The organism is Rahnella ecdela (assembly GCF_019049625.1).
Lineage (GTDB): Bacteria > Pseudomonadota > Gammaproteobacteria > Enterobacterales > Enterobacteriaceae > Rahnella > Rahnella ecdela.
This window is the reverse complement of record NZ_JAFMOY010000119.1, coordinates 33,393-47,568: the sequence shown is the minus strand read 5'-3', so window position 1 is coordinate 47,568 and position 14,176 is coordinate 33,393. Positions and strand designations below refer to the sequence as shown.

Annotated in this window: 12 protein-coding genes; 7 read left to right on the top strand and 5 right to left on the bottom strand. The window is 53.7% G+C overall.

The genetic code is table 11. From position 1 onward, the window contains the following. Positions 1–212 precede the first annotated feature (212 nt). The 7 genes from aroK to trpS all read left to right on the top strand — a co-directional run bounded on the left by aroK (position 213) and on the right by trpS (position 6,386). Positions 213–734: a shikimate kinase AroK gene (gene aroK, locus J1784_RS08110; protein ID WP_014333540.1), complete on the top strand. Its 522-nt coding sequence runs from the start codon at positions 213–215 to the stop codon at positions 732–734. A gap of 57 nt (positions 735–791) precedes the next feature. Beyond that, positions 792–1,874 (top strand): 3-dehydroquinate synthase, encoded by a 1,083-nt coding sequence (aroB, locus tag J1784_RS08105; RefSeq protein ID WP_217148761.1) that lies wholly within the window; start codon positions 792–794, stop codon positions 1,872–1,874. A 127-nt stretch (positions 1,875–2,001) separates the two neighbouring features. After that, positions 2,002–3,057, top strand: a complete 1,056-nt coding sequence (locus J1784_RS08100) for an SPOR domain-containing protein (RefSeq protein ID WP_217148760.1) — start codon at positions 2,002–2,004, stop codon at positions 3,055–3,057. Between the two features lie 80 nt (positions 3,058–3,137). Then, complete coding sequence (dam, locus tag J1784_RS08095) at positions 3,138–3,950, top strand: adenine-specific DNA-methyltransferase (RefSeq protein ID WP_217148759.1); 813 nt, start codon at positions 3,138–3,140, stop codon at positions 3,948–3,950. Between the two features lie 49 nt (positions 3,951–3,999). After that, positions 4,000–4,677: a ribulose-phosphate 3-epimerase gene (rpe, locus tag J1784_RS08090; protein ID WP_217148758.1), complete on the top strand. Its 678-nt coding sequence runs from the start codon at positions 4,000–4,002 to the stop codon at positions 4,675–4,677. Beyond that, complete coding sequence (locus J1784_RS08085) at positions 4,670–5,368, top strand: phosphoglycolate phosphatase (RefSeq protein ID WP_217148757.1); 699 nt, start codon at positions 4,670–4,672, stop codon at positions 5,366–5,368. The genes rpe and J1784_RS08085 overlap by 8 nt, the downstream gene beginning before the upstream one ends. 1 nt (position 5,369) lies before the next feature. Next, positions 5,370–6,386: a tryptophan--tRNA ligase gene (gene trpS / locus J1784_RS08080; protein WP_112288630.1), complete on the top strand. Its 1,017-nt coding sequence runs from the start codon at positions 5,370–5,372 to the stop codon at positions 6,384–6,386. 62 nt (positions 6,387–6,448) lie between these two features. Here trpS and J1784_RS08075 read toward each other — a convergent pair whose 3' ends face one another. The 5 genes from J1784_RS08075 to nirB all read right to left on the bottom strand — a co-directional run bounded on the left by J1784_RS08075 (position 6,449) and on the right by nirB (position 14,087). After that, complete coding sequence (locus J1784_RS08075) at positions 6,449–8,182, bottom strand: ShlB/FhaC/HecB family hemolysin secretion/activation protein (RefSeq protein WP_420803960.1); 1,734 nt, start codon at positions 8,180–8,182, stop codon at positions 6,449–6,451. Between the two features lie 87 nt (positions 8,183–8,269). Further along, entirely contained in the window at positions 8,270–9,475 is a 1,206-nt protein-coding gene (locus J1784_RS08070) for a collagen-like triple helix repeat-containing protein (protein WP_217148755.1), read from the bottom strand. Positions 9,476–9,714: 239 nt separating this feature from the next. Further along, a complete protein-coding gene (gene cysG / locus J1784_RS08065) occupies positions 9,715–11,097 on the bottom strand; it encodes a siroheme synthase CysG (protein WP_217148754.1) in 1,383 nt (460 codons plus the stop codon). A 90-nt stretch (positions 11,098–11,187) separates the two neighbouring features. Continuing rightward, complete coding sequence (gene nirD, locus J1784_RS08060; RefSeq protein WP_217148753.1) at positions 11,188–11,538, bottom strand: nitrite reductase small subunit NirD; 351 nt, start codon at positions 11,536–11,538, stop codon at positions 11,188–11,190. Then, a complete protein-coding gene (gene nirB / locus J1784_RS08055; protein ID WP_217148752.1) occupies positions 11,535–14,087 on the bottom strand; it encodes a nitrite reductase large subunit NirB in 2,553 nt (850 codons plus the stop codon). Before nirB ends, nirD begins: the two co-directional genes overlap by 4 nt. Positions 14,088–14,176 lie beyond the last annotated feature (89 nt).

The window sequence follows — 14,176 nt, the reverse complement described above, 5'->3', positions numbered from 1 at the left end:
TTATTACGACAGACACGCCGATAAAAACGTACGGTTTCCCTCCTGCGGCGTGCAAAGTGATTTATTCGGTTGCCAAACTACCAAGAGTGTTGAGATAATTTTTTTCTGATCTCGCACTATATCGCTCATGAGGTTTCAGTTTAGGTCCCGCCGCTAATTTGATTGGCGGGGCGGGTTATCATCAACGAATTGTCTTAGTAATACCGAAAAACATGGCAGAGAAACGCAATATCTTTCTGGTTGGGCCTATGGGTGCCGGCAAAAGCACTATTGGTCGACAGTTAGCTCAGCAACTCAATATGGAGTTTTTCGACTCCGATCACGAAATTGAGCGACGTACCGGAGCTGATGTGGGCTGGGTATTTGATTTAGAAGGCGAAGACGGATTCCGCGACCGCGAAGAAAAAGTGATCAACGAACTTACCGAAAAACAAGGCATTGTTCTGGCGACAGGTGGCGGTTCCGTGAAATCACGTGAAACCCGTAACCGTTTGTCAGCGCGTGGCGTTGTCGTCTATCTTGAAACTACCATCGAAAAACAACTGGCGCGCACACAACGCGACAAAAAACGTCCATTATTACAAGTGAGTGCTCCGCCACGTGAAGTGCTTGAAGCACTGGCGAGAGAGCGCAATCCTTTGTATGAAGAGATTGCCGACGTCACTATTCGTACCGATGATCAAAGTGCCAAAGTCGTTGCCAACCAGATTATTAACATGCTGGAAAGTAACTGATTATTGGTGTCCATCATTGCCTGAGGGTGTCAGTTAAAGAAGGTCACAGAGCACGACATGGAGAGGATTACCGTAACGTTAGGGGAACGTAGCTACCCCATTACGATTGCTGCCGGATTGTTCCACGATCCGGCTTCTTTTATGCCGGTAAAGGCAGGCGATCAGGTCATGATAGTGACCAATGAAACCCTCGCCCCTCTCTATCTGGACGCGATCCGTTCAGTGCTGGAGCAGGCAGGCGTTCGTGTTGATCAGGTGATTTTGCCTGATGGTGAACAATACAAATCCCTGGCTGTTCTAAATGACGTGTTCTCCGCGCTGCTTGAAAAGCCGCACGGACGTGATACTACGCTTGTCGCCCTTGGCGGCGGCGTCGTCGGTGATTTAACCGGCTTCGCCGCAGCCAGTTATCAACGCGGTGTGCGCTTTATTCAGGTGCCAACCACGCTGCTTTCTCAGGTCGATTCCTCTGTTGGCGGTAAAACAGCGGTAAACCATCCCCTCGGAAAAAACATGATCGGCGCGTTTTATCAACCTGCGTCGGTGGTGATTGATCTCGATTGTCTGAGAACTCTGCCTGCCCGTGAAATGTCATCGGGCCTCGCGGAAGTCATCAAATACGGCATTATTTTAGATGCCGACTTCTTTACCTGGCTTGAAGACAACATGGAATCTTTGCTGGCGCTGGATATGAATGCGCTGGCTTATTGCATCCGTCGTTGCTGCGAGCTGAAAGCTGAGGTTGTGGCGGCCGATGAACGCGAAAACGGACTGCGCGCCTTGCTGAATCTGGGCCATACTTACGGCCATGCTATTGAAGCAGAAATGGGTTATGGCAACTGGTTGCATGGCGAAGCGGTAGCGGCCGGGATGATGATGGCCTGTTATACGGCACATCGTCTGGGACAATTTAGTCTGGGTGATATTGCCCGGGTGAAAGCGTTGCTGACCCGCGCAGGTTTACCGGTGGCCGGTCCCGAAGTCATGGACGCCCCGTCTTATCTGCCGCATATGATGCGTGATAAGAAAGTGCTGGCTGGCGAACTGCGTCTGGTTTTGCCAAAAGCAATTGGTCAGTCTGAAGTACGCTCCGGCGTATCACATGAAATGGTGCTGGCTTCGATTGAAGATTGCCGTTAAGACTGCGGCCATAATGTTGGCCAGATAACGACCGATTTCACCAATGCCCAGCAAGCTTTATTTTTTAGTCAGGATAGTTGCTCCGCGTAAAGCCAGTTAAGGCTTTTAGCCGGGTTGGAGGTTTTAGATGGATGATTTAACACCGGAAGACGATCTCAAACCAGACACCAGCGATCGCCGCCCGCCGCGCGCCCGCAAACCGTCTCCTTCCATTCCAAAAGTTGCTGTTTCCCGTCAGTACGTGATGATCGGTATCGGTATTGTGGTGCTGGTATTGCTGATTGTCGGCATCGGCTCTGCCATGAAGTCGCCAACATCTAATCAGCCAGCCCAGCAGAACAACGGTCCGAAAGACATTAGTCTTGCCGGTAACGATGCTGCAGCACCTGCTCAGCCTTCTGCACAAGCTCAGGCTAATACGGCACAGGCCGTTAATGGTCAGCAGCCTGCTGATGGCCAGCAACCGAAGAGTATCGGTTTACCGCCGGTTTCCTCCACACCAACAGAAGCTCAGCCAGTTCCGGATAACGGTCAGGCGAAAGAGCGTGTGGATTTGCCAGGCGATATGAGTGATGCATTATCCTCCCAGCAAAATCAGGTCGATAATGCCGCGCAGGGCGGTATGAATCCTGCTGCACAGTCACTGACTTCTTTGCCAACGGCGCCGGCGACCGTTAACGGTTCTGCACGTACCCAGGCACCGGCAGGTTCTCAGCCGACAGCCTCGCATACTCGTCCGGCTCCGGTTGTCCGTAATCCGCAGACTGCGCACACGGCGAAACCGGCAGAGCACAAACCTGCTGCAACGAACCAGACTGCACATGCGGCGAAACCGCAGGCTTCTAAATCTTCCGCAGCTCAGGCTCCGGCGGCGTCATCTTCTGTCGCGTCGTCAGGCAGTTCTGCGGCCATCAAGTCAGCACCGGGTACGCACTTTACCCTGCAATTAAGCGGAGCTTCTCAGTCGAACTCGCTGAACGCCTTTGCTAAACAGCAAGGTCTGAAGAATTATCTGGTATATCAGACAGCCCGCGACGGGAAGCCGTGGTTTGTGCTGGTCAGTGGTAACTACGCTTCTTCAGCAGAAGCCAAACGTGCCATTTCCAGCTTGCCTGCGGAAGTTCAGGCTAAAAAACCGTGGGTCAAACCTGTACATCAGGTACAGCAAGACCTGAAAAAATGAAACTGATCTCAACGCGATTTGCTGTCTAAAAACAGGATACAATCCGCGGCTGTGAATTGTATAAGTAGCTAACTGACGGCATGAAGAAGAACCGCGCGTTTTTGAAGTGGGCTGGCGGCAAATACCCGCTGATTGATGACATCAAACGTCATCTTCCGGCGGGAGATTGCCTGATTGAGCCTTTTGTTGGCGCGGGTTCGGTATTTTTGAATACCGAGTATGACGCTTATATTCTGGCGGACATCAACAACGACCTGATCAACCTCTACAACATTGTGAAGACACGCACGGCGGAATTTGTGCGTGATGCCCGTGTGCTTTTCACGCCAGAGTTTAATGATTCAGAGCGTTTTTACGTCCTGAGGGCTGAGTTTAATGCCAGCCGCGACCCTTATCGTCGTTCCGTGCTTTTCCTCTATCTCAACCGCCATTGTTATAACGGCCTGTGCCGTTACAATCTCAGTGGGGCATTTAACGTGCCTTTTGGCCGTTATAAAAAGCCGTATTTTCCGGAAGAAGAGCTCCACTGGTTTGCTGAAAAAGCGAAAAATGCAGTGTTTGTGTGTGAGCATTATCAGGACACTTTGCTGAAAGCGCAGACTGGCTCGGTGGTGTATTGCGATCCTCCGTATGCCCCGCTTTCTGCGACCGCGAACTTTACGGCTTACCACACCAACAGTTTTAGTATGGATGATCAGCGCAATCTGGCGCGGTTGGCGCATCAGCTTTCCCGTGAGAATGACGTGCCGGTGCTGATTTCCAATCACGAAACACCACAAACGCTGGAATGGTACGCAGAGGCCGATCTGCACCGTGTTTCGGCGCGGCGTACTATCAGCAGTAAAGTTGCAAAACGCAGCATGGTGAATGAACTTTTAGCGCTCTACCGGTGATTGCCGTTCAGCGGTAATCCACCGATAACCCTATCGTTTGGAGAAGCGGATGAAACAGTTTTTGATTGCACCGTCCATTCTGTCGGCTGACTTTGCCCGTCTGGGTGAGGACACGGCCAAAGCACTGGAAGCTGGTGGAGATGTTGTCCATTTTGATGTGATGGATAATCACTACGTACCCAATCTGACGATGGGACCGGCGGTGCTGAAAGCGCTGCGCAACTACGGTATTACTGCGCCGATTGATGTTCACCTGATGGTTAAACCGGTTGATCGCATTATCCCGGATTTTGCCGAGGCCGGTGCCACTTACATCACTTTCCATCCGGAAGCCTCTGAGCACGTTGATCGTTCGCTGCAACTGATTAAAAGTCACGGCTGTAAAGCCGGTCTGGTGTTTAACCCTGCCACTTCGCTGAGCTATCTCGATTACGTGATGGATAAACTTGATGTGATCCTGCTGATGTCGGTAAATCCGGGCTTCGGCGGTCAGTCGTTTATTCCGGGCACGCTCGATAAATTGCGTCAGGTTCGTAAAATCATTGATGCCAGCGGTTATGACATTCGTCTGGAAGTTGATGGCGGCGTGAAAGCTGAAAATATCGGTGAAATCGCTGCGGCGGGTGCTGATATGTTCGTCGCCGGTTCTGCCATCTTTAATCAGCCAGATTACCGCGCCGTTATCGACCACATGCGCAGCGAGCTGGCTAAGGCCACCCATGACTGAGCCACTGAAAGCCCTCGGTTTAGGATTTGATCTCGACGGCACACTGGTCGACAGCGCGCCGGGTCTTTCAGAAGCGATGGATCTGGCGCTGCAAGATTTTAATTTGCCTGCCGCAGGCGTTGAACGCCTGAGCACCTGGATTGGTAATGGCGCGGATATCATGGTTGAGCGCGCCGTGCGCTGGGCCGAAGGTGATTTATCCCCTGAATTTTTGCAGAATGTACGCGATAAATTCGATCACTATTACGCCGATACCGCCGCAGGTGGCAGCCGTTTATACCCGCAGGTGAAAGAGACGCTGGCCGCTCTGGCCGAAGCCGGAATACCTATGGGGCTGGTGACCAACAAACCTACGCCTTTCATCGCGCCTTTACTGCAAGCGCTGGGTATCGACAGCTATTTCACCGTGGTGATTGGCGGTGACGACGTCGTGGCGAAAAAACCGCATCCGGCGCCGGTCTATATGACGTTAGCGTTGCTGGGGCTTCGTGCCAGTGAAATGGTATTCGTGGGCGATTCCCGCAATGATATTCATGCTGCACAGGCCGCAGGCTGTCCGTGTGTCGGCATGACTTACGGCTATAACTACGGTGAAACCATCGCGCTGACCAAACCCGATCGCGTGCTGGATAATTTTGCCGACCTTTTGCCCACATTAGGGCTGTCATCTTTAAAAGATCAGGAAGCATAAAATGAGTAAACCCATCGTATTTAGTGGCGCACAGCCCTCCGGCGAATTGACCATTGGCAACTACATGGGTGCGCTGCGTCAATGGGTCAAAATGCAGGACGATTACGAATGCATTTACTGCATCGTCGATTTGCACGCGATCACCGTGCGTCAGGATCCGGAAAAACTGCGCAAAGCGACGCTCGACACGCTGGCGCTGTATCTGGCGGTCGGCATTGATCCGAAGAAAAGTACCATCTTCGTGCAGTCTCATGTTCCTGAACACAGCCAGCTGAGCTGGGCGCTGAACTGCTATACCTATTTCGGTGAGCTGGGGCGTATGACGCAGTTCAAAGATAAGTCTGCTCGCTACGAAACCTCCAACAGCGAAAGCATCACTGCCGGTCTGTTCGATTATCCTGTGCTGATGGCGGCCGACATTCTGCTGTACCAGACCAATCAGGTGCCGGTCGGTGAAGACCAGAAACAGCATCTGGAACTGAGCCGCGATATCGCCGCCCGTTTCAACGCGCTGTATGGCGATGTCTTTACCGTGCCAGAACCGTTCATTCCGAAATCCGGCGCACGCGTGATGTCTTTGCAGGAACCGACCAAGAAGATGTCCAAGTCTGATGACAACCGTAAAAACGTTATCGGTCTGCTGGAAGATCCGAAAGCGGTGACCAAGAAAATCAAAAGCGCGATGACCGATTCCGAAGAGCCGCCGGTCATCCGTTACGACATTAAGAACAAGCCGGGCGTTTCTAACCTGCTGGATATTCTTTCCGGTGTCACCGGCAAAGCGATCCCTGAGCTGGAAGCTGAATTCGAAGGCCAGATGTATGGTCATCTGAAAGGCGCAGTGGCCGAAGCCGTCTCAGGCATGCTGACCGAAGTGCAGGAGCGTTTTAACCGCTTCCGCAGTGACGAAGCTTACCTGCAACAGGTGATGAAAGAGGGCGCTGAGAAAGCCCGCGCCCGTGCCAGCGTAACGCTGAAGAAAGCCTATGAAGCAATCGGCTTCGTCAGCTACGAATAATTCTGGTCCTGCACTAAACCGAAAAACCACGTCTTTGGACGTGGTTTTTTATTTTCAGGACATCAGGAACCGGCACTGAAGTTATAGGTAAATGTCGCATTATAACGCCAGTCGCGGGATGAGCTGTCGAGCGGCGCGTCGCCGATCGGTCGCGCGGCCTCAACGGATAACGTGTAATGGCGGTTATCACCAAACATCACGCCGATGGCGTAAGACGACAGGTTCTGTTTCGGTAATCCCTGCTGATTGAAACCGGTATGCGCCGCATCCACCACAGCGTAAGGTTGAATGGTTTTCAGCCAGATACCCTGTTCCAGACTGTGGATATAGCGCATTTCCACCTGCCCGCCGACGCCATAATCCCCCTGCGCATCGCTGTCCGGATAGCCGCGCCCGTAATGCAGGGCCCCAAAATTCACCCGCTCCGGCTCGGGTAAATCATTATCCGACCAGTCACCTTCAACCGAAGCGCTGAGCCGCCATTTTTTATCAAACAGATAAGCTGAGTCACCGTTAAATTTCCAGCGGGTAAAGGTCAGGTCGGCGTTGGGTGTCGAATTGGTTGCGCCGAGCCCGTCAATGCCCTGACGAACGTTGAATGTGGTATTCCAGTATGCCTGATCGTATTCACGGTATCCGGTCAGGGAAAGCTCGGCTGCCGGATAGCGTATCCGCTGACTCACCTGCGGTAATTGCAGTTTCTGATCGCCGAGTCTTGCCAGTAAATCGTACTCATATTTCTTGTCGAGATAATCCAGGCCGCCGCTGACCGTCCACTGTTTTTTGCGCGCCAGCTGCAACGGATAACTGAAGACCACGCCACCGTTATATTGCGTTTGCTTATCCTGTGAACCCACCGTGATGCCATTGGGCAGAAACAGAATGGTGTTGTAATCTTTGTCTTTTTGCTGGTAATAGCTGCCTTTCAGTTGCATCAGCAAACCATCGTCACCGAGATATTGCTGATAGTTCAGACCGGCGTAGGTTTTGCGGGTATCACTTTCCAGCGGGATTAATGTCGCTATCCCCAGTTGCTCACCGTAAGTGCTCAGGCCACTCAGCGTGGCATTGACCACCGCAGAGCTGTCGCCTTTACGGGTATCGACGGCGGTGGCGATATTCCAGTTCCGCGGACGTGTGGCATCGACATTCAACGTGGTTGCGCCGTAAATATTGTCCGGTGTTTTAGCTGTTGCGCTGATTTTGGTATCGGGTGTGCGCTGCATGAGCAGGGTGTAGCGCTCGAAGGTATCCTGCGTCAGTGGTTTCTCCGCCATGATATGTTGCGATAATTTGCTCAGCCAGCGGCCGACCTGTTGATTGTCGCTGTGGATTTGGGTTCCGGAAATATATCCCTCGACCAGACCAATTTTCAGTACGCCATCTTCGAAGTTGTCCGTCGGAATATAGGCATACGAGAGGATAAACCCATCGCGATGGTAGCGCTGGGTAATGGAATCCGTCGCCGCCAGCAATGAAGAAACCGGCACCTTCTTGCCGATAAACGGGGCAAAGGGCGCGGCAAGTGAATCGAGCGGATATTGCGTGCCGCCGACAAACTGAATGTGTTTCACCTCGACCAGTGTCTGAGGCGTCACGCCAGGGGATGATTCTTTTGATGATGAGGAATGAGCGGGTAAATTGATTTTTTGTGATTTCGCCGGAGGCTGTGAAATAGGCTCAGCCAGTTTGGCCGGGTTATTCGGGTCGATCAGGGTAGGAAACATATCTGCCGAACTGTAACCAATGGCAGAACCCAATAAAGCCACTATGCAGGATTTTATTCTCATAAACATTCCTTTGAACGCACAGGCAAAAGTTGAGCAGAAGGGGCAAACCCGCTCTCCGGCAGAGTCGGAGAACGGGCTTTGTATCACGAAAGATTACTGTGTTTTATTCAACTTCAGACCCAGTCCGCCAGTGATCCCACCAACGGTGGTCCCCACACCTGCAAGCAAACCGCCTGACTGCGAGACAGAGGCGCCTGCACCTGCCGAAATACCGCCGGAATTACTGGCCGTTGTCGTCGTGCTGCTGCTGGCCGGAACCAGAATGGTGCCGGTTTTAGAAACAGCCTGTCCGGTATCGGTAACCGCAGTGCCCAGACCGGCCAGCGCTGGCGTGCTGGTGGAGAGCTGTGTTCCTGTGTTGCTGACCGTAGTGCCGACCTGATTCAGCAGGCCATTAACGGGTGCGCCAAGACCTGTCGAGCCGCCCACTGTTTGGGTTGTGTTTTGTACCTGTGCGACAACGGGAGTGACCACGCCGGTGGCTGCTGTTGTCACACCCGAAAGTGCGCCGGTTTGCACGTTGGTGGCTAATCCGTTACCCGTTGTGGTGACGACTTTCCCGACATTATTCACCAGTCCGCCAGCCGCGGTGGTGACTCCGCCGACCGGAGTTCCGGTGGTATTGGCTGCCAGCGAAGTCCCGAGGCCAGAAACGCCGGTGCCTAAATCAGCCACGGCGATGGGAACTCCGGCGACAGTTGTCCCGATGGCATTAGGATTGGTGCCGAGTTGTCCCACGCCGTTTTGTACACCGCTGCCAACGTCCGTCACGGCTTTCCCGGTGCTGTCGATGATGGTGACTACGCCGGTGCCTGCCACCGGAATATTACCTACCGGTGTCTGGCTGGCGATACTGCTGACTTGTGTCCCCAGGCCACTGACTGCTCCACCCGCATTGCTCAGGATGGTGCCGGTCGTGAGTGTGGTTGACGTGGTTCCGGTACCCGTTCCTGTGCCGGTGCCCGTTCCCGTTCCCGTTCCCGTTCCTGTTCCAGTCCCAGTCCCAGTCCCTGTTCCGGTGCCTGTTCCATTTCCGGCGGTTGTGCTGCCGTCACCTGTCGTAGTGGTCCCTGATCCTGTTCCGGTACCGGTACCGGTACCGGTACCGTTGCCTGCGGTGTTCGTTCCGTCACTGCCTGAAGTGGTTCCATCGCCGGTCGTTGCCGTTCCGGTCGTGGATGTTTTTGCCGTATGAGAAGAACCGCCGCCGCCACTGCCGCTACAGGCAGCCAGTGACAGGGCGACTAAGATTGCCAGGGCAACCTTGTTAACATGACCAACATGAATGGCATGGCGCATGATTTGACCCTCCACGGGAGATTACGCCACAGTTGGCGTAATTAAAGTTTAAGTTGAAGATTCTGAATATTCCATTTGATAGGGGTTATTATTTTGAATTAAGGATGTACAAGGTGAGATAACAGGAATTATATTCTGTTATGAGATTTATCTTATAAGTGGAGGGCGAGAAGTGAATCTGAATTCACTTCTCTGAATTGATTAATAAAATAAATGGAGATTCTCTGAGCAGAAAGACGTTACAGAAGGGTTTCGCTGGCAAACCAGTTCAGTTTCTGACGCAAATTCACGACGGTACCGACAATAATCAAACTCGGGCTCTGCACCTGTTTCGCCAGATTTTCGAGCTCAGTAAGGCTGCCGGTGACCACGCGCTGCGTCTGACTGGTGCCGTTTTCAACCAGCGCGACAGGCGTTTCTGCTGCCAGCCCGTTCTCCAGAAGGCGGCGCTGGATCTCCCCGGCCTGCGTCAGGCCCATATAAAACACCAGCGTTTGCTGACCCTGAGCCAGACAGGCCCAGTCTAAAACACCATCCTGCTTCGCATGACCGGTAATGAGCCGCACGCTTTGCGCATGGTCACGATGGGTCAGCGGAATGCCGCTGTAGGCTGAACAACCAGAGGCCGCCGTAATTCCCGGCACCACGGAAAATGCGATACCCGCGGCTTTCAGGGCTTCCAGTTCTTCGCCGCCACGACCAAAGATAAACGGATCGCCGCCTTTAAGCCGAACAACGCGTTTGCCCATTTGCGCCTGTTCCAGCAGGATTTCGTTGATACGCTCCTGCGGCACGCAATGATGTCCGGCGCGTTTGCCGACAAAAATACGCTCGGCGTCACGACGTATCAGATTCATCACACCGTCAGAAACCAGCCGGTCGTACACCACCACATCGGCCAGCTGCATTTGCTGCAAACCTTTCAGTGTCAACAATCCGGCATCACCCGGACCGGCTCCGACCAGAATGACTTCACCCCGTTTATCGACGGGTTCGCTGAACAGTTCTTCGAGATATTGCCCACTTTGCGCGTTGTCATTATTGGCCAGTGACTGCGCCAGACGATGATGATTGAACAGTTTTTCCCACCAGCGGCGGCGCTCAGCGGCATCGGTGAAATGTGCTTTAACGCGGGCGCGTAATCCGCCAGCGACCTGTGCAAGTTTACCCAGATGCTGCGGCAAAATGGATTCCAGACGCTCACGCAGCAAACGCGCCAGCACCGGCGCATTGCCTCCGGAAGACACCGCGATCATCAGCGGTGAACGGTCAATAATCGACGGCATGATCACGCTGGCGCTTTCCGGCGCATCGACCACGTTACAGAACACGCGGCGCTGTTCGGCGGCTTCGCTCACTTGTTGATTCACCAGGTCTGAATCGGTCGCAGCGATAACCAGCCATTTTTCATCCACCAGCAGCGGGGAGAATTCGCCTTTCAGCAGCCGGATTTTGCCTTCATCAGCCCAGATCTGAAATTGCGACGTAAAGGCGAGGGCGTTAACCGTCAGTTTTGCGCCCGCATCAAGCAGCAGGCGCGCTTTACGTTCAGCCACGTCGCCGGCACCGACCAGCAAACAGGCTCTGTTTTTTAACTGACAAAAAAGGGGCAGGTAATCCATAGCAAATATTCTCTGAGACAACGTTCCTGAAGCGACATTATTTTAAATAAAGAACAACGCCGCCCGGAGGCGGCGTGGAAAGCGCGGAGTTTAGCAGGCTTGCGCCTGAAGACTGGCGGTATTCAGTTCAATATTCCCCTCGCGGACACGCACTTCGTAGGCTGAAATTGAATGTACTTCATCTTCCATACACAGGCCGTCTGTCAGGCGGAAATGCTGTTTTTTCAGCGGACTGGCCACCCAGAGTTCGCCCTGATGTTCAGCGATAATCCCGCGTGACAGCACGCTGGCCTGCGCGAACGGGTCGATATTCGACAACGCGAAAATCTGCTCATCGGCATACGGACGGAAAAGGGCGATTTGCTGATCGCCTGCCAGCGCGCAAACACCGCAGCCCGGCAGGATCTGACCGACAGAACAAAGCGTTAACCACTGGCTCATAATACTTCCTCCCCGTCGGCGATTTGTGTCACCGGAATTCGCTCGTCAGGACGCGCCGGACGATGCTGCTGACGTTCGCCGACGAACTGCACATTCGGGTCACGCTGACTGCTGTTGATAAAGTGGGTAAAGCGGGTTTGCGCCGCAGGATCGTTCAGCGTTTCCTGCCACTCGCAGATGACCGATTCGCGCAGACGCGCCAGTTCCGCTTCCAGCTGATCGTTAAGCCCGAGTTTGTTGTCGATGATGACTTTACGCAGGTAGTCGATGCCGCCTTCGAGGTTGTCCATCCACACTGAGGTACGTTGCAGCTTATCGGCGGTGCGGATGTAGAACATCATGAAGCGGTCGAGATAACGCAGCAGGGTGGCGTTATCCAGATCGGCTGCCAGTAAATCGCCGTGACGCGGTTTCATGCCGCCGTTACCGCAGACATACAGATTCCAGCCGTTTTCTGTTGCGATAATCCCGACGTCTTTGCCCTGCGCTTCTGAACATTCGCGGGTACAGCCGGACACACCGAACTTCATTTTGTGCGGGGTGCGGATGCCTTTGTAGCGGTTTTCCAGGCTGATGCCAAAACCGAGACTGTCGCCCACGCCGTAACGGCACCAGGTGCTGCCGACGCAAGTTTTCGCCATGCGTAATGCTTTGGCGTAAGCCTGACCGGTTTCGAATCCGGCGTTAATCAGCTTCTGCCAGATGGCCGGTAAATCGTCTTTCTGCGCGCCAAACATCCCGATGCGTTGCGAACCGGTGATCTTGGTGTAGAGATTGTATTGCGCCGCGATTTCGCCAATCGCCTGCAAACCTTGCGGTGTAATTTCGCCACCCGGCGAGCGTGGGATCACGGAATACGTCCCGTCTTTTTGCATATTGGCGAGGAACACATCATTGGTGTCCTGCAACGGCGTGTTTTGCGGTTTGAGAATATAATCGTTCCAGCACGACGCCAGCAGTGAACCGACGGTCGGTTTACAAACTTCACAGCCGTAGCCTTTGCCGTATTTTTTCAGCAAATCCTCGTACGAACGAATGCCTTCCACGCGGATCAGGTGATAAAGCTCCTGACGCGAATAGGCGAAGTGCTCACACAGATGATTGTTAACTTCGATGCCCTGTTTGCTCAGTTCGGCATTCAGCACCTGCGTCACCAGCGGAATACAGCCGCCGCAGCCGGTACCGGCTTTGGTCGCTGATTTCAGTGCTGCGACGGTATGGCAACCGCCCTGAACCGCTTTGATGATGTCGCCTTTGGTGACGTCGAAACAGGAACAGATTTGCGCGGTTTCCGGCAATGCATCTGTACCGATCACCGCGCCACCGCTGCCTGCGTAGGCGGGCAGGATCAGCGCATCCGGATTTTCCGGCAACGCAATGCTGTTCAGCACCAGTTGCAGCAGATTGCCGTAATCGCTGGTATCGCCGACCAGCACCGCGCCGAGCAGCGTTTTATTGTCTTCGCTGACCACCAGACGTTTATAGAGCGCTTTGCTTTCATCGAGATAAACGTAGCTGCGCGCGCCCGGTGTGCGTGCATGTGCATCACCGATACCGGCCACATCAACGCCTAACAGTTTCAGTTTGGCGCTCATGTCCGCGCCGGTGAAGGCGTTATCGCGACCGAGCAGATGATCGGCGGTGACTTGCGCCATTTTGTAGCCCGGAGCGACCAGCCCGAAGGTGCGCTGGTTCCACGACGCGCATTCGCCGATGGCGTACACGTCCGGATCGCTGGTCTGGCATTGATCGTTAATCACGATGCCGCCGCGCGGGGCGATGTCTAAATCACACTGGCGCGCCAGTTTGTCCTGCGGGCGGATACCGGTGGAGAACACAATGAAATCGACTTCGAGGAAAGTTCCGTCGGCAAACTCCATTGTTTTACGGGCAGTCGTGCCGCCCTGAACAATCTGTTTGGTATTTTTGGCGGTATGAACCTGCACGCCCATGCTTTCGATTTTCTGGCGTAACTGACTGCCACCCATCACATCAAGCTGTTCGGCCATCAGGCCCGGTGCGAATTCAACAACGTGCGTTTCAATGCCGAGGTTTTTCAGCGCGCCTGCGGCTTCCAGACCCAGCAAACCGCCGCCGACAACAGCGCCGCGTTTGCTGCGACGGGCGCAGGATTCAATCGCGTGTAAATCTTCAATGGTGCGGTAAACGAAGCAATCCTGACCGTCAGAACCGGTGATCGGCGGAACCCACGGATAGGAACCGGTCGCGATAATCAGTTTGTCGTAATACACCGTGCGGCCACTGCTGGAATGAATGACCTTTTCCTGGCGGTTGAGCGTAATGGCGCGTTCGCCGATCAGTACATTGACGTTATGTTTTTCGTAGAAGCCTTCGCGAACCAGTGACAGTTCTTCGGCGGTGTGATGGGAAAAATAAGAGGAAAGATGCACGCGGTCGTAGGCCACGCGCGGTTCTTCACACAATACCGTGATATCGAACTGGCCCGGTTCTGCTTTATCCAGTAAATCTTCGATAAAGCGATGGCCCACCATGCCGTTGCCTATTATCGCGAGTCTGACTTTGCTCATAATTGCCTCAAATTTGATTTTCTAAGGCTAAACATAACGCGCGCGTAACAGGGGGTATTGATACAAATCAAGCCGGTTCCAATATACTC

Coding starts and splice junctions, on each gene's coding strand:
- aroK (WP_014333540.1), top strand. CDS start 213: ATGGCAGAGAAACGCAATATCTTTCTGGTTGGGCCTATGGGTGCCGGC.
- aroB (WP_217148761.1), top strand. CDS start 792: ATGGAGAGGATTACCGTAACGTTAGGGGAACGTAGCTACCCCATTACG.
- J1784_RS08100 (WP_217148760.1), top strand. CDS start 2,002: ATGGATGATTTAACACCGGAAGACGATCTCAAACCAGACACCAGCGAT.
- dam (WP_217148759.1), top strand. CDS start 3,138: ATGAAGAAGAACCGCGCGTTTTTGAAGTGGGCTGGCGGCAAATACCCG.
- rpe (WP_217148758.1), top strand. CDS start 4,000: ATGAAACAGTTTTTGATTGCACCGTCCATTCTGTCGGCTGACTTTGCC.
- J1784_RS08085 (WP_217148757.1), top strand. CDS start 4,670: ATGACTGAGCCACTGAAAGCCCTCGGTTTAGGATTTGATCTCGACGGC.
- trpS (WP_112288630.1), top strand. CDS start 5,370: ATGAGTAAACCCATCGTATTTAGTGGCGCACAGCCCTCCGGCGAATTG.
- J1784_RS08075 (WP_420803960.1), bottom strand. CDS start 8,182: ATGTTTATGAGAATAAAATCCTGCATAGTGGCTTTATTGGGTTCTGCC.
- J1784_RS08070 (WP_217148755.1), bottom strand. CDS start 9,475: ATGCGCCATGCCATTCATGTTGGTCATGTTAACAAGGTTGCCCTGGCA.
- cysG (WP_217148754.1), bottom strand. CDS start 11,097: ATGGATTACCTGCCCCTTTTTTGTCAGTTAAAAAACAGAGCCTGTTTG.
- nirD (WP_217148753.1), bottom strand. CDS start 11,538: ATGAGCCAGTGGTTAACGCTTTGTTCTGTCGGTCAGATCCTGCCGGGC.
- nirB (WP_217148752.1), bottom strand. CDS start 14,087: ATGAGCAAAGTCAGACTCGCGATAATAGGCAACGGCATGGTGGGCCAT.